Here is a 15843-nt window from a genome sequence, read left to right on the forward strand (position 1 = left end):
CTCCTTCATTGATAGTCTGAATTTGGCAAGGTTGTTTCTTTAGATGAAGACAACAATCTCCACCAGTTGTCAATTGTCGGTTCTTCTGCAAGCTCTACAAACGTCACCTCAGCTCCGATCCGGCGCCAGCGCTCGATAAGGCTCATCATTCTGACTGAATCAAGCCCTCGATAAATCAAATTTTCACTGTCGCTGATATTGTCTGGCGACTCAAAAAGAAGCGTGGCGATTTGTTCGCGCATGGCCTGTTTTGATAACGGCCGGCCGTCTGCTTTCACATCTTCATCATTTGCTGAATCCCGCCCGCTTTCCAATTCGTTGAGGAGATTTTGGGCTGTGACAGTAACTGCGCAACGGTCGGCTGCATAAGAGATCGCCATTTTATGATGTTTTAAAGAGAAATCCGCTACCGCATCTGCTACGAAAAACGTCTCAATATCTTGCATAAACGCATCACATGCTGTCATGAGGCAGCCGATATGTGCGTAAACCCCAGTGATGATCAGCTGATCCCGCCCTTGCTCCTGAAGCAGGCCTAAGAGATTGGTTTTTCTAAAGGCATTGTATCTCCATTTCGTCAGAACGGTGTCGCCTTCATTCGGTTTGAGCTCTTCCACGATTTTCTCCTGATCTGGATCAGGACCGATACCTGAACCCCAAAAGTCCTGGAGAAGCCCTCGTTCTTCAGGCGTCTGTCCGCCGGGCTGAGCCGTGTAGATGACCGGTATGCCAAGCTCTGCGCACTGCTCCTTCAGCATTTTGATATTTGCCAATACCTCGGTCATTGGAGACTCGCCTAACGTGTATGCATTGATAAAATATTGCTGCATGTCGTGAATCAGCAGGGCGGCGCGTCTCGGATGCGGCTTCCAGGACACCTTGTTTTTAGGGAGATCAGATGCTTGCGGCATCTGGTACGGCAGGATGGCAGGAATGGCCATCAACATCACGTCCTTTCATTCTTTTTCATGTTTTATTGTTTCGCTTTGAGGGATGCCGACATTTTTTCGGCAATCGCTTTTCGCAGCGCTTTTTTGCTTACTTTCCCAACGCCTGTCTGTGGAAATGAATCTGTAAACTCCACCCGGTCGGGAATTTTATATGCTGCAAGCCCCCGATCCCGCAAAAACTGTTGAAGTTCCGCGGCGGCAGGCGGATTGTCACGCGGGATGATATATGCGCATGACCTTTCCCCAAGAAACTCATCCGGCATTGACACAACGGCTGCATCATGTACAGCGGGATGAGCAAGAAGGTGGTTTTCCACCTCTTCTGCGGCGACTTTCTCCCCGCCTCTGTTGATCTGATCCTTTGCCCGGCCCTCAACGATCAGGTAACCTGATGAGTTCACTTTCACCAGATCCCCCGTTCGGTAAAAGCCGTCTGGAGTAAATGCTTTAGCATTATGTTCTTCAGCTTTGTAATAGCCGCGAATCGTATAAGGCCCGCGGGTCAGCAGCTCACCGGTCTGTCCCGGTTCGACTTCGCGGCCGCTTTTATCGACGATGCGAATCTCATCTAACGGCGACATCGGTCTGCCTTGAGTATTGATGATGATGTCTTCGGGATCATCAAGCCTTGTATAATTGACCAGCCCTTCCGCCATACCATACACCTGCTGCAATGTGCAGTTGAGTAGTGTCTTGACGCGTCTGGCGGCTTCGGCGCTGAATTTGGCCCCGCCGACTTGAAACACCTGCAGGCTGGAGAGATCGTCGCAGCGCGATGACGCGGCTTCAAGCCAAATTAAAGCGAGCGGCGGCACGACTGCGGCGATTGTGACCTTCTCCTTTTCGATAAGAGGAAATGTTTCGTCAGGGCTTGGCCCTTGTGCGAGAACGACTCTTCCACCCGCATACAGCGTGCCGAGCACTCCCGGGGAGCTAAGCGGATAATTATGGGCCATCGGAAGAGCAGCGAGATACACGCTGTCATGATCAAGCCGGCAAATGTCTGCGCTGACTCTCAGACTGTAAATATAGTCATCATGGGTTCTCGGTATCAGCTTAGACAGTCCCGTGCTTCCTCCGGATAATTGCAGAAAAGCGATATCATCCGGTTTCACATTTGGATGACGGCCGGGATCGGCATCTATATACAAGTCGCTGAGCGCCTGAAATTCTTCCGGATCTCCGGCGACAATAACATGCCCCAATGCGGGAAGCTTGCTGCGGACTTGTCTTGCCAGCCGGCGGTAATCAAAGCCTGAATGAGTATCTGGAATGATGTATGCAGCCGCTTCGGTAAATTCGCAAAAATAAGCGATCTCGCTTTGCCGATGAGAAGGGAGCGCAAATACAGGCAGCGCACCGATGCGGAACAATGCAAAACAAACTTCAAAAAACTCGGTGATATTCGGCAGCTGCACGATGACGCGGTCTTCCTTTTTTATGCCCAGCTTTAAGAAGCCTGCCGCAAGACGATCGGTTCTCATATCCAGTTCCTTATAGCTTACATGAGCGTCTCCGCATGTAACTGCGGTTCTGCTGCCGTGCCTGACAGCCCGTTCTCTCAGCATTTCTCCGAATGTCTCGCCTCGCCAGCACCCCTCCTTTCGATATTTCTCAGCAAACTCTTCCGGCCATGTTGGGCATCCTGTCAGCATGATGTATCCCTCCAGCATTTCATTGTATTATTCATTGTTCAGTCCCATAGCAAGAAGCATGGTCCGAAACTTGGCCGACGTCTCGGCCAATTCATCTTCCGGCCTTGAACCGGCCACGATACCGGCACCGGCGAACAGTCGGAGAGCGTGATCTTCCGCCTCAGCGCAGCGGATCGTGACGACCCACTCCCCATCCCCCACGGAATCACACCAGCCCACCATTCCTGTAAAGAAACCGCGATCAAACGGCTCAATCTCTTTAATAGCAGCCCTCGCCTTATCTGTCGGGGTTCCGCAGACAGCCGGCGTCGGATGCAGCGCCGCTGCGAGCTCTAAGGACGATATCGACAAATCTGTCAGCTCCCCATTGATTTCTGTAGAGAGGTGCCACATCGTCTCCGTACTGATCAGCGAAGGTTCAGCCGGCACATTCAATTTCCGGCAGAAGGGCTTGAGAGCTGCGGCTACGGCTTGAACGACGACTGCATGTTCATGACGGTCTTTTGCAGAAGCAAGCAATTCATCCGCCCGCCGCTGATCTTCAACAGGATCATCGCTCCGCGGCCTGGACCCTGCCAGCGGATTTGCAGAAACGCGAAATCCGGTTCTTGAAACAAGCAGCTCCGGACTTGCTCCAATCAATGTCCTGGCTGAATGCGACTCTTCTTTAGCCCGCTCTGGCAAATCGACCGCAAAGGTGTAGCCGTTCGTATTGTGCTGTGCAAGGTTTTGAAGCAGACGGCCGATATCGATTTTCTCAGGTGATGTCAAACGCAGTGAGCGCGAAAGGACAATTTTGCTATAGTCACCTGCTGCTATACCTGCTAATCCCCGTTCGACTCCCCGTATATACGCCTCCGGTTCAGGAACCGGTTGAATGTCATAGGCCATTCCCTGCTGTGAATGTTTTTGGACGCTCTGTTTAAATACCAGCGGGCCGGCACACCAAACTTCATCCGGCACGGTAAGCTGTGCAGGCTTTGCATTGTCAAAAGGCACTGCTCCGACAATGATGGGCCTCTTCCGTCCAGACTGCTCGGCATCTCTGAGGACGGCTGCCGCACGCTGCGACAGATGTTCCAGCCCGCTGCCGTCTTCTTCAGGGACGGCGGCAAAAACGCCTTTGGCAAGGATGGTCCGCTCCGGTGAAGAAAAGAAGAACGAAGCACCTGTCCGATACTCATGCAGAAGCTGCTCTGCCAACGCTTCTGAAACCATTTGATGATCAATCATTTCCAAAACCTCCTTTATATCAATCAGACTCCCAAGGTAGCGCCGCCATCAACGCGAAGGTCATGCATCGTAATATGGCGGGCACGCTCGGACAGCAAAAATAGAACTGCTTCTGCGATATCCGCCGGCAATGCCAAACGGCCGAGCGGAATTCCAGTTTTGAATGTTTCCAATGATCCGGCAATGGCAGCTTGAGCCCCGTTCTGGTCTGACCACATTGACCGCTGCATAGGCGTATCCGTCGATCCGGGCGATACAATATTGCAGCGAATATTATACTGGGCCAGCTCGAGACCAAGGCATTTCGTAAACATCAATGCCGCCGCCTTTGAAGCGGCATAAGCAGCCATCTGCATCCGGGGAACCGCGGCGGCATTGGAGCCTACGGTCACGATGGCGCCTTCCTTGCGTGTGATCATACGTCCGGCAACTGAACGAGATACGTTAAAAACTCCTGTAGCATTGACGCTGAACGTCTTCTCCCAATCTGCATCACTGAATGATGTGATCAAACCGGTTCTAAGAACTCCGGCTACATTGACCAGCATATCTATCGGACCGACTTCGCGTTCAATCCGGTCAACGGTCTTGTCAACAGATGCGCTGTCACCGACATCTGCGGCAAAAGCCCCGGCTTGCAGGCCTTGTTTTTTCACATCTTCGACGAGCGAATGAAGCCCTTCCTCATTTTGATCGATTGCGGCAACTGACGCACCGCTTTCCGCAAGCGCCCTTGCCACCGCTTCGCCAATTCCTTGCGAAGCCCCTGTCACTAAAGCAACCTTGCCTTTCATCTGTGATCATTTCCTTTCCTCGGGACTTTAGACCGAATCTCGATTAGTTCAAAATAACCTAATTGATAATGATTATCATTATCACTCAAAAATATAATATACCAATAAATGCTAGCGGTCAAATCGTTTTCTGTCATTGTCCGCAGCTTTTTCAGGTATATTGATCAATTTGATTATTTTTTTATAAAAGCAGGGGCGGAAAATCCCCCGCTTCTCATCTATCAGGACTTAGCGCAAAACGCAGCGCCCTGCTGATTAAGACCGGCAAAACCGATATATGGCCCTCTCCCTTAAATTCATTGAACTCCGTGCGCACTCCGCAGCTTTCCAGAGCCGATAAGCGCTCAGCCAGTTGTTCCGCACGATCGTTCATGCGGCTTTTATGGCTTTTCTCCAGTTCTCCAGCTCCAAGCAATACATCAACCTTAACACCAGCCTCCTGCAAACGTGATACAAAGTCACGCTCTTGATCAAAAAATGACTGATTCCAATGAATCGACGGGCTGCCGGCGATGTATGTCCGAAATAAAGCAGGCTTTGTAAACAGGACCTGGAGGACAAAAAGCCCGCCAAGGGAGTGTCCGAAAATCGCCTGCCTATTCTTGTCTATCTTAAAATCACGTTCGATCTCGGGCTTTAGCCTTTCTTCAATGAATGTCAGAAAAGCCTCCGCACCGCCGGATTCGGGCCAGTCCCTCCCATCGGGCCGTTCAGGCAGTTCAGCCGGTGGCACCGGCAATGTAAAATCGTAGTACCGCCCCGGGTCAAACGGAGCGTCCGTCTCATAGCCGATGCCGACGATGACGGCAGGAACTACTCCCGTCTTCTCCGGACGGCGCGACTGCATCCGCATGGCCTCGACCATCGTGCCGAACACCGAGTTGGCATCAAGCAGATAGATCACCGGAAATCCCGATGGAGGCGGCTCTCCAAGCGGATTGGCAATGAAAATCCGGTATTTTCGTTCCCCAAAAGGCGACTGCATGAGTCGCTGTTCAGTCCCCGGTATGGCGACCGGGGGACAGTCAGCGGCGTTGGCTGCCCCACAATGTTGTTTATCAACCATCCGCCTTCCCCCTCTTCTTTGATTGTTAAAACAGGCCGGCTACTGAACCGCCTTTTTTTGTTTGAAAAGCAAGTACAAGAAATAAGGCACACCGAAAATGGCAAGGAGGATTCCCGCGGGAACCTCTGACGGCTGAAACAGCAATTTCCCGGCAAAATCGGCGCACAGCACAAGAAACATCCCGATTAAACCGCTGAGCGGCAATGAATAGCGATGCAGCACTCCTGCGAGTCTTCGAGAAATATGCGGAGCGATCAAGCCCACAAAACTCATGCTCCCGGATATCGATACACAGGCGCTGATAATTCCGACACAGGCGATGAGCAGCACCGCTTTTTCAAGATTGGAAGAGACCCCGAGGCTCTTCACGGTATCTTCGTGAAAACGAATGGTATCAAGAAGACGGCTCTTGGCGAGAAGAAACGGAATCAGCAGCAAAAACCACGGCAGGGCGGCTTGAATATACGCCCAGTTGGCCGAGCCGATGCTCCCGTTTTTCCAGACCATCGCCATTTCATAATCGTTCGGATTCATTTTCAATGACAAATACAAAGACACGGCACTGAAGCCCGAATTAATAGCGATCCCCACAAGAATGATCCTGCCGGAATCAAGGTTTCCCCCGTGCCAGGCAAACATAAAAATGAACGCGGCTGCCAAAAGCCCTCCGATCAGGCCGAAAAAGGGCATCCCCATCGCTGCCAGGAGATTCGCTGTTTCCGTCTGCCCTTGAAATATCAGCATATAGCCGACGATTGCGGCTCCGGCTCCCGCGTTAATTCCCAATATTCCCGGATCAGCCAGTCCGTTTCTTGTCACCGCCTGAATCACGGCGCCGGCAATTCCAAGCCCAAGACCGACCAGCCCGGCGGTTACGATCCTTGGGAGCCTTAAATCAAACAGGAGAATGCTGTACTGCTCATTCGGATTGATTTGAAAAAGGGTGGAAAACAGTTCCGAAGGATCATCAATCGAGAACGCCCCCATCGTGATGCTGGCATAACACACCGCAAGAATCAGGACAATCAACACGGTGTAGATGACTGCTAGTTTTTTAGGCATGCTGTTCCCCTCCTTTTCTTTTAATCAAGTAGAGAAAGAAAGGAACGCCGATGATGGAGGTGACGACTTCAATCGGTGTCTCAAACGGATAATTGATCAGCCGGCTTGCAAGATCAGCCAATGTCAGAAAAACGCCGCCGATGATGCAGGAACAGGGAATCAGCCGGCTGTAGTCCGCCCCGACGAGAAAACGGGTGATGTGCGGAACGACCAGCCCGACGAAGGCGATTTTACCCGCCAAGGCGACGGAACTGCCCGTAAGCAAGACCACCGCCGCCATCGCCAGGAACTTGACGGCTTTCTTCTTCTGTCCGAGACTTTCAGAAATATCTTCCCCCAATGATAAAGCGGTCACTTTTTTGCTGAGAGAAATAGCAAGGATTATCCCGAGCATGAAAAAAGGGACCGCGTATGTCAGAAGATCCGGGTTCAATTGGTGCAGTCTCGCGCTGTACCAAAAGCTGAGATCCTGGGAAATTTGAAAATAGACCGACATCGCCGCTGACAGGCTGCTGAGCAGCATGCTTGTAACCGTGCCGATGATCGCGAGCTGAACGGGCATAAAGCCGTTTGGAATCACCGATGCAAGGCCGAAAACAAGCCCTACACCGACAGCGGATCCGAGAAACGAATACCCCATCATCTCAAGAGCCGATGAATGCGGAATCAATACCATCAAAAGCGTAATGATAAATGCCGAACCATCAGAAACTCCCATAATCGACGGTGAAGCCAAATAGTTGCGGGTAATTCCTTGCATAAGCGCCCCCGAAGCGGCGAGCGCCGCTCCGATCAAGAGGGCGCCAGCCGCGCGCGGTAGCCGGGAATGCCAGATAATCTGGTGGTCTGTGTTTTCCGGGTCAAAATGCAGAAGCGCCGTATACACAGTCTCCCAATCAAGCTGCTTTGCTCCGATGCAGACGGAGAGAAAAACGGACAATACAACGGCAAACGGAGCAGTGATTATAATGATACGTGTCATTCGCTTTGAGTGCATAAAGAAATACCTTTTCTGTTTAGTCTTGTGTCAATTTTTCCGTCGCCGCTTTCAAGAATTGTATTTTGCTCCATGCTGTTCCTCCCTGTGCAAGCGGATCGACAGCATTGACGAATACATGATCTTTTTGAACCGCCGAGATGCTTTTCCAAATCGGATTTTTCTCTAGATCTTTCAACGCATTCGGCTTATCTGCATTCTCATCGTCGGAGAATTGGACAAACATGTAGTCCGGATTCATTTCACTCAATTTCTCCAATGAAATCAGCTCCTGGGTTTTAGCCGCTTTCACTTCATTTGGTGCGGTGTAACCCAGCTCACCGTATAACGTTGAATTGAAAAATACGTCTTTAGGATAAATGAACACATTTCCCTGTCTGATTCTGATGACCAGCGCTTTTGTATCTTTTGCGGTTTTTTCAAATTTGGCTTTTGCTTCTTTCAGATCTGTTTCATAGTCTGAAATGATTTTCTTTGCTTGATCTTCTTTTCCCGTCAGTTCAGCCAGCAGATTCAAGTTGTCTTTCCAGTGGGAAGAGACGTGGGACACAGGAATCGTAGGCGCGATGTTATCAAGCTTTTTCACCGTTTTTTCAGGAAACTTTGTTGATGCTAAAATGACGTCAGGCTTAAGCTGAAGGATTTTTTCCAAATTCGGCTGTGTTTTTTCGCCAACAGCTGTTGCTTTATCGGTGATGCTCTTGAATAATTCCGGGAATTTTCCGGAAAAGGAAATCGCACCGACAGGATGAACATCAAGAAGCTTTGCGTCTTCCATTGATTCAACGCTTCCGGTAATGACGATCTTTTCAGCCGGGGCTTTTACCTTGTATGTATGGCCGAGATATTCAATACTCTTCTCTGCTGAGCTGCTTCCGCTTTTGGCAGTGTTGCCAGCCGCTTCTTTTTGGTTTCCGCATCCTGCTGCTGTTAAAGCCAGAAGCAGAATAAATAGACATATAGAGACTTTTTTCATCTATTGTAACCCCCTGATTTAATTGATAATAATTATCAATTAAAATTATAGGTAAGCCTCTTTGATAACACCATGGACAATATCCGGCAATTAAAATGGATTTTTTCCGGACAGGAGCTGAACGGTCTGCCGAATGGTCCGTTCATGGCTGCAGGCGGTGTATTCACGCCAAGGATCTGACTGGATTTGATAAACCCGCTGTTCACGCACGGCCTTTAGATCCTGCCAGGCGGCCGTTTGCTGAAGCTCTTGATAAAATGCGATCGTTTCGGGTTCTTTGTAAATGAAAATCATGATGCAATCCGGCTGATAAGCCGCGATGCTTTCCAATGAAACCGCCTGATCTGTCGGTTCATTCAAAGAAACGGCAGACTCAAAACCTAAGTCTCCAAAGAAAACATCCCGGACAGAGCGATTATGGGCGAGATAAAATTCGTGCTTATGCAGGCGCAAAAACAAAAAACTGTACTGTCCGCAGACCGGCTGAAGCGCTTTTTTTGCCGACTCCGTCTGCCGCTTATAGGACGTGAGCCATTTGCGGGCTTCCGCTTCTTCTTCCACATGGGAGGCGGTCAGCATGAAATGCGTCCTCCAGTCTTCCTGTGAAGGCAGATAGACGACATCTGCGATCCCATTTAAACGCTCCCGTTCTTTTTGCGAAATGCTGTCCATGCTGATAATCAGTTCAGGAGCAGATTGGGACAAGATGCGCAGATTTTCTTCCCATGGCTCATCAAAGCGGTAGGCGCTGAGGTGAACCGGGATATCAGCGGCATACTGTTTGTAGTAATAGGACGTCCATTTCGGATGCAGCGAAGCCGCATATGGAATCAAGTGCAGCGGAATAAGCTGCCCAAGCGTGTTTTGGCCGTAGACGGCAAGCTTTCTGCGCCTTTTCCTCATGTAAACGGTCGGCGACAAACCGGTATGCTTTTTAAATGTCCGGCTGAAATAAAATTCATCCTGATAGCCTGTTTGGCTGGCGATTTCCCTCAGCTTGTAGCTGGCCTTGGCCATCAGCTGCTTCGCTTTTGTCATCCGTGTTTCGGTTATGAACTCTGTTACGCTTTGTCCATACAGTTTTTTGAAGGTTTCGCTATAATGCTTGGCACTGATTCCGGCCATGTGTGCAAGCTGATCAAGCGTGATGTGAGCATCCGAATGGTCCTCAATATATGCTTTCGTTCTGGCAATGGCTGATGAGGTATCCTCCGGATGAAACAGCTTTGCCGAGCAGATCTCGTACAGAAGCTGCTGCAGTTCAATCTGGCATTTCATTTCCTGAAGCGCGGAGGAAGCCGGCCATAATGACGAAAGCTCCTGAAGACGTGCGGCCAGATTCCCGACGGAATGGACGTTCATCATCTGAAGGTCGGAGAAGAGGCCGGGGTTTGTGTCAGGTTCAAGCGTTTGCCGGCCTTCTTCGTATACATACGCGTGCATCCGGACGAGATACACGCTGATTTCATCACAGGAGGCCGTAATCCCGAATGTTTCATAAGGAGGGCAAATATAGAGCGTTTCTTTTTGCAGCGGTCTGCTTTCCGCTTTAATCTCGACCCTTCCCTCCCCTTTCATATGAAAAATAAAGACGAACGAATCGGCAAGCTGCTGTTCATTTGGAAGGTCCCCGGTTTTTTTTATATGATCAATTTGCAAGAGACGATAAAAGTAAGAGGATTTCATAGAAAAAACCGCCTTTCTAAAAAACCAACGAATGTCAGATTCATACAAAAACACACCCTTGCATGGTACAATCGGCAGGGCGCAAAAACCAAAACTACCAGCGAACGGGGTGTATTCATATAAACGTATGTCTACCGACTACTATAACACACCGGAAACCCGCAACCTTGCACGATTCCCTCTAAAAAACGCTTCCAATTCTTAAAATATATCATTTTTATTCAAAAATACTCTATTGTAGTGTATAAATAAATAGGAATTTATATTACCTTCTGGAAGGCGTGACATATATGATGATGACTGAAAGGCTGAGGAATTCTCTCAATACCGTTTCAAAATGGGGGAAAATAGCCGCAATTTTTACTATCATTACGGGGGCCTTCACTGCGCTCTGCGGACTGCCGGTATTTTTGATAGGAGCCGTGCCTGGAGTACTTTTGATTTTTTCAGGCATTTATTTATTAAAATCAGCCAGCGCGGCTGCACAGATGAATAAAGAACTAGCAGAAGAACCGCACGAACTTCTAATGGAAAACTACGCGAAATTTATAAAATGGCAAGTGTATTATTTGGTGGCGAATGTTGTGCTTGTCCTATTGGGAATCATTCTCTTTATGATTTTCTTTTTCATTGGGATGGCAGCCGGTTTAAGCGAAACTCATTATTACTACGAATAGGGTGTCAAAAAGGCCTTTTTCGGGAAGCTTCCCCGTAAAAGGCCTTTTGACGTTTATTGAGCTTCGCCCACAACCGTAAACCGTTCATTGATATGCTCGCCACTCTCAGCTTCGTCCACAACCGCAATGGCGTAATCTGCATAGCTGATATAGCTTTCTCCCGCCGCATTGACGATCACGTTTTCTTGTCCTTTTTTATAGGCTCCCGTACGTTTTCCTTCAGGATTGAAAAACGCCGCCGGGCTGATGAACGTCCATGTCAAACCGCTTGATTTTTTCAGATCCTCCAAGTTCTGCCCCTGATTTTTTGCCGTCGGCAAGTACTCTTTAGGGAAATCAGGCGTGTTGTACAGCTGAGCTGTTTTTTCCTCATCAACATAAAGGCTTCCCGCCCCTCCGACAACAATTAATCTTGTTTCCGGAACCTGCTGGAACAACTCGATCAGCTTTCTTCCCGCTTCAACATGAAGATGCTCCTGTCCCGGCGCCGCGCCAAACGCGTTGACCACGACATCAAGCCCTTTTACATCCTCAGGCTGAAGCTCGAATACGTCTTTTTCAATAACGGCCGCACCGCTGCCGGAGACTTTGGATGCATTTCTGACAATCGCCGTTACTTCGTGCCCCCTTTCTGCCGCTTCCTTTACAATCAGTCTGCCTGCTTTGCCGCTGGCTCCGATAATTCCGATTTTCATGTTCATAACCTCCATTTTCGTTTTGTAACAAATAAAGTTACATGTTGGCGGTGAAAAATCATCTCTTGTTTAAAAGAGATGAGATAATATGTCTTTAAGCGATTTGCTGGCCAATTCATTTTCCATTGCCTTCTGTACGCTGTGAAAGGTTTCATCCAGCGTGGATTGAATCCGTTTTCCAACCGGACAGTCCGGATTCGGCTTTTCATGGATTGCAAATAGCTCTTCCTGACTTTGAACTGCCCGATAAATATCCAGCAGAGAAATGTCTGCAGGATCCCTTTTCAGACTTGCACCGGCGACACCGGGCCGCGACGTCAGGATGCCCGCTTTTTTCAGCATGCTGATCATGCGTCTGATCACAACCGGATTCGTATTGACGCTTCCTGCAATTATGTCTGAAGACACTTGCTCCCGCGGATTTGACGCGATTAGAGATAGAATATGAATCGCAACAGCAAGACGGCTGTTTACCATATGCTTTCACCACCGTTGTAATTATTTTAGTTACAGGACGTCTTTTTGTCAACTCTTTTACTATACTTTATTTTTCACCGGACCGGGAACTTTATTTCACGAAAAGATCCGGAGGTTCGCGAAACTTTTTTCGTTCGGGCTCGTACCATATGTTGAAAGGAGTGTGTTTGATGAAGGACATCGCTGAGGGAAAAGCGGCCATTGAAAGCCGGCTCGAACCGGATGAAGAGGTGAAAGCGGCCATTTCCTGCACCTATAATGCAAAAATATCAGTAAACTATTCACCGTATAGAGGCCTGCTTGCCGCAACCGGAAAACGGCTGCTCTTTTATTCTTCTCTTTTCGGAGCACCATTCTATCTCGACATGCCTTATCCCGCCATTTCATCTTTCCGCATTGGGAAAGGGCGGTTTTTTGGGGGCGAGCATATCATAGTGATGAACAACGGGGAACAGGAAGCATTTCGTTATGATGCGGGATGTGATTCTTTGGATGCATTTACCGAAGCCGTACAGCAATTCAGAGACGGGGCGCCGCCTGCGTCCGGATGAGCGGATAACCCGCTCCCCTGCAAACGGCGAGAATGAATGAATCCCGGATGTTCAATTGTTGATTTTATACTTTTCCCCGTACCTCAGCACCTTGTAGATTGCCATCCCGTCAGAAAGGTGATTATCGGAATAACGCACCGGAATAAGCGCAAAAAACACATAATAGGTCGAAAAATAAACGAACTGGTATAAAAAAATGTTTTCCGACAATATGTCTTTCACTATCAGCGTATTCACGATAAAAATGGATGCTAAATTAAAGATGGATCCCCCCGCATAAATCAGCGCGTTTGAAACCCGGTTGTCATATTTTAATTCTCCATAATTGCAAAACGAATCCATAAAATAAATGCTCCTGATCTGAACGGGCCCTATTTTCACCAGTCTTTTGCCCATGCCGATCTCAAGGGAAGCTTTGCCCCCGAAAACGAGCGCCATAAAGCTGTGGCCCAAGACATGGAGGATAGATACTGCGGGGAAGACGAGCAAAAAAGACCAAAAAAATTTTGTGATATCCTCGAGCCCGAACATCCAATCACCCTTTCTGCTTCACTTGGAATGTTTTAAAAGACATTTCCTCCTGCGCTCCTTTTAAAACATATGAATGTGTCAGCTGCCGCCGCTTCCAAATGAAAAAAGGAAGCAAACTCTGTTTACTTCCGGGAAGACAAATCAACTTGAGATATTCCTGATATATTTCTTATCGTCAATGTGGCAATATCGGCATTCAAATCCCCGGCACCGGCAAGCATACGAGTGTCCATATTGCCAGAAAGGGAATAGGACTTCAAACAGCTTTGCCCCATTTTATTGACCGATTTCTTTTTGTCGCCTTTTAGCTCCCGTAACTCCGATGTAACTGCTGATTGCAAATTTATTCATGACTGCCAGAATACGTTTCGTTATGGTGCTGTAAACCGGCGCCCAGGAGAATGCGAATATCAATGACGTCTCCTGTTATCATATCAATCCTATGATCGTGATAGGCCGGTTTGCCCGGATTCCTGACAAGCATCCGAATGTAATAGCCGCCTTTTTTTTGACAAAATGTGGAGGCCTGCTTTGTCTTTCCCACCGAGAATGGTTTCCCCAACCTATTGTTTGGGCCTCTTTCATATCGGAACATGATCTATCCGCCGATATAAGACATTTCAACCTTTTTCCTCGGCGCCGCTTTTGACAGCGCCCTGTCAAGCGAATACTGGTCAGACCGGTTTCTCCACACCGTGCTGATCGCCTGAACGAGTTCTTCATCAGACTGGCAGCTTCTGACCAGCGATCTGAGATCAAATCCGCTTGAAGCGAAAAGACATGTGAAGAGCTCTCCTTTTGCAGACAGCCTCGCTCTGTTGCAGGTTCCGCAAAAAGCATCGGATACGGAAGAAATAAAGCCGACCTCTCCCGAACCATCACGGTAGCGGTACCTTTTTGCCACTTCCCCCTTATAATTCGGATCGATCGGTTCAATCGGCATGTGCTTGTTGAGATGGCTGATGATGTCAGCCTTAGTGACAACGGCATTCCGCTTCCATTCATTTGTGTTGCCGACATCCATAAACTCGATAAACCGCAAAATATGGCCTCTTTCTTTAAAATAACGGGCCATTGGCAAAATGTCTTTTTCATTAACCCCTTTTTGGACGACCATATTGATTTTGATGCCGAGTCCGGCCTGCCGGGCCGCTTCGATTCCGCCAAGCACCTTATGGACGGAGATCCCTCTTCCGTTTATCGCTTTAAAGCGGTCGTCATCAAGCGAATCCAGACTGACGGTAACTCGTTTTAAGCCGGCTTTTTTCAATTTTTCCGCGTAAACCGGCAAGAGCACGCCGTTTGTCGTCATTGCGATGTCGCGGAGCCCCGGAATCCGGGCCAGTTTGCCGACCAATTCGGGCATATCTTTTCTCATCAGCGGCTCTCCGCCCGTGAGACGGATTTTTTCAACACCGAACACCGTGACAAAAAGACTCGCCAAACGTTCAAGCTCTTCAAAAGAAAGAAGCTCTCCCTTTGGCAAAAATGGATAATCCGGTCCAAAAATTTCGGCAGGCATGCAATATGTGCACCTTAAATTGCAGCGGTCGGTGACCGAGATTCGCAAATCCCGAAGCGGCCGGCCTTTTTGATCCAATATATGTTCGTTCTGTGCGGTCATGCGCGTTGGCCTCCTTAAGATAGCTGTATTCGCTCGTGGTGGGTGTATACGTTGAATGACCGGTTTCTTGCAAACCCGATCGTCATGATATTCAGTTCCTCCGCCATTTGAATGGCGAGCTCGGTCGGAGCCGATTTGGAAATGACCGCGGATACGCCGATTTTCGCAGCCTTCAGCAGGACTTCAGAAGAAATTCTGCCGCTGAATACGATCAATTTGTCATGAACCGGAATCTGATGTAATAAACAATATCCGTACAATTTATCCAGCGCGTTGTGCCTCCCGATATCAGACCGCGTCACCAGCACTTTTTCGGCGCTGCATAGAGCGGCATTGTGGACGCCGCCCGTATGCTGAAAAAGCTTGCTGTTTTTCTGCATATCCTGCATGAGCGCCAAACAGTTCTCCGGCTTAATCTTCACGGTATGAAGCGCCGTTTTTGCCGTTTTGACATCCTGCCGGAAATAAAAATGCCGGCCTTTGCCGCAGCAGGAACCGATGACGCGTTTCGTGTAATCTTGAAGCCGCAGCTTGTTTGGGCTGACAAGATCAATATATGCGAAACCAAGACTTTCATCTATTGTAAACCTTTTAATCTCTTTTTTAAATCGGATAACCCCTTCAGAAGCAAGAAATCCAATCACAAGTTCTTCCAGGCTGTCCGGCGAACAAACAAGTGTGACAAATTCCTCGCCATTTACCATCACAGTCAGGGGGTATTCTGTCGCCATTTGATCCACTTGCTGTGTCAGCTCTCCATTATCATAACGGAAAATATTGCGGCTTGTTGTGATGTTTTTGTTCATTGGTACCCCGCCCCTTTCTCCTATTACTATACTCGTATATCATCATATTTCACAACCTGCAGA

General features: G+C 48.7%; 17 protein-coding genes. 2 read left to right on the top strand and 15 right to left on the bottom strand.

Features of this window, described 5'->3' with window-relative positions; genetic code table 11:
- Nucleotides 1-5: 5 nt before the first annotated feature.
- From BTR1S_RS00640 to btr, 9 genes are all read right to left on the bottom strand, one after another.
- Complete coding sequence (locus BTR1S_RS00640; RefSeq protein WP_029419625.1) at nucleotides 6-941, bottom strand: isochorismatase family protein; 936 nt, start codon at nucleotides 939-941, stop codon at nucleotides 6-8.
- Between the two features lie 32 nt (nucleotides 942-973).
- On the bottom strand, nucleotides 974-2605 hold the full coding sequence (locus tag BTR1S_RS00645) for a (2,3-dihydroxybenzoyl)adenylate synthase (RefSeq protein WP_029419626.1): 1632 nt from the start codon (nucleotides 2603-2605) through the stop codon (nucleotides 974-976).
- 27 nt (nucleotides 2606-2632) lie between these two features.
- Complete coding sequence (gene dhbC, locus BTR1S_RS00650) at nucleotides 2633-3838, bottom strand: isochorismate synthase DhbC (protein ID WP_029419627.1); 1206 nt, start codon at nucleotides 3836-3838, stop codon at nucleotides 2633-2635.
- Nucleotides 3839-3861: 23 nt separating this feature from the next.
- Nucleotides 3862-4632, bottom strand: a complete 771-nt coding sequence (locus BTR1S_RS00655) for a 2,3-dihydro-2,3-dihydroxybenzoate dehydrogenase (protein WP_006639384.1) — start codon at nucleotides 4630-4632, stop codon at nucleotides 3862-3864.
- A gap of 214 nt (nucleotides 4633-4846) precedes the next feature.
- Nucleotides 4847-5698, bottom strand: a complete 852-nt coding sequence (locus BTR1S_RS00660; protein WP_029419628.1) for an alpha/beta hydrolase — start codon at nucleotides 5696-5698, stop codon at nucleotides 4847-4849.
- A gap of 39 nt (nucleotides 5699-5737) precedes the next feature.
- Nucleotides 5738-6760, bottom strand: a complete 1023-nt coding sequence (locus BTR1S_RS00665; protein ID WP_006639386.1) for a FecCD family ABC transporter permease — start codon at nucleotides 6758-6760, stop codon at nucleotides 5738-5740.
- Nucleotides 6753-7757, bottom strand: coding sequence for a FecCD family ABC transporter permease (locus BTR1S_RS00670; RefSeq protein WP_006639387.1), 1005 nt, complete (start codon nucleotides 7755-7757; stop codon nucleotides 6753-6755). Before BTR1S_RS00670 ends, BTR1S_RS00665 begins: the two co-directional genes overlap by 8 nt.
- A 19-nt stretch (nucleotides 7758-7776) precedes the next feature.
- On the bottom strand, nucleotides 7777-8733 hold the full coding sequence (locus BTR1S_RS00675) for an iron-hydroxamate ABC transporter substrate-binding protein (RefSeq protein WP_029419629.1): 957 nt from the start codon (nucleotides 8731-8733) through the stop codon (nucleotides 7777-7779).
- 90 nt (nucleotides 8734-8823) lie between these two features.
- Entirely contained in the window at nucleotides 8824-10419 is a 1596-nt protein-coding gene (gene btr, locus BTR1S_RS00680) for a bacillibactin transport transcriptional regulator Btr (RefSeq protein WP_029419630.1), read from the bottom strand.
- 290 nt (nucleotides 10420-10709) lie between these two features.
- Here btr and BTR1S_RS00685 point away from each other — a divergent pair, with 290 nt between their 5' ends.
- Nucleotides 10710-11096: a DUF5362 family protein gene (locus BTR1S_RS00685; RefSeq protein WP_006639390.1), complete on the top strand. Its 387-nt coding sequence runs from the start codon at nucleotides 10710-10712 to the stop codon at nucleotides 11094-11096.
- 53 nt (nucleotides 11097-11149) lie between these two features.
- Here BTR1S_RS00685 and BTR1S_RS00690 read toward each other — a convergent pair whose 3' ends face one another.
- Together BTR1S_RS00690 and BTR1S_RS00695 are read right to left on the bottom strand one after the other, a co-directional pair.
- Complete coding sequence (locus tag BTR1S_RS00690; RefSeq protein ID WP_006639391.1) at nucleotides 11150-11791, bottom strand: NAD(P)-dependent oxidoreductase; 642 nt, start codon at nucleotides 11789-11791, stop codon at nucleotides 11150-11152.
- Nucleotides 11792-11860: 69 nt separating this feature from the next.
- Entirely contained in the window at nucleotides 11861-12268 is a 408-nt protein-coding gene (locus tag BTR1S_RS00695; protein WP_006639392.1) for an Rrf2 family transcriptional regulator, read from the bottom strand.
- Between the two features lie 170 nt (nucleotides 12269-12438).
- Between BTR1S_RS00695 and BTR1S_RS00700 the strand changes: the two genes are divergently transcribed.
- Entirely contained in the window at nucleotides 12439-12819 is a 381-nt protein-coding gene (locus BTR1S_RS00700; RefSeq protein ID WP_006639393.1) for a GRAM domain-containing protein, read from the top strand.
- 51 nt (nucleotides 12820-12870) lie between these two features.
- On the opposite strand, the gene BTR1S_RS22995 is transcribed toward BTR1S_RS00700, so the two are convergent.
- From BTR1S_RS22995 to fdhD, 4 genes are all read right to left on the bottom strand, one after another.
- Nucleotides 12871-13350, bottom strand: a complete 480-nt coding sequence (locus BTR1S_RS22995; RefSeq protein WP_006639394.1) for a hypothetical protein — start codon at nucleotides 13348-13350, stop codon at nucleotides 12871-12873.
- A 343-nt stretch (nucleotides 13351-13693) separates the two neighbouring features.
- On the bottom strand, nucleotides 13694-13894 hold the full coding sequence (locus BTR1S_RS00710; protein WP_006639395.1) for a hypothetical protein: 201 nt from the start codon (nucleotides 13892-13894) through the stop codon (nucleotides 13694-13696).
- A 54-nt stretch (nucleotides 13895-13948) separates the two neighbouring features.
- Nucleotides 13949-14974 (bottom strand): GTP 3',8-cyclase MoaA, encoded by a 1026-nt coding sequence (gene moaA, locus BTR1S_RS00715; RefSeq protein ID WP_029419632.1) that lies wholly within the window; start codon nucleotides 14972-14974, stop codon nucleotides 13949-13951.
- Between the two features lie 14 nt (nucleotides 14975-14988).
- Entirely contained in the window at nucleotides 14989-15780 is a 792-nt protein-coding gene (gene fdhD, locus BTR1S_RS00720; protein WP_006639397.1) for a formate dehydrogenase accessory sulfurtransferase FdhD, read from the bottom strand.
- Between the last annotated feature and the right edge of the window lie 63 nt (nucleotides 15781-15843).

Origin of the sequence: Bacillus sonorensis NBRC 101234 = KCTC 13918, from assembly GCF_001592005.1 — a bacterium.
Taxonomy (GTDB): domain Bacteria; phylum Bacillota; class Bacilli; order Bacillales; family Bacillaceae; genus Bacillus; species Bacillus sonorensis.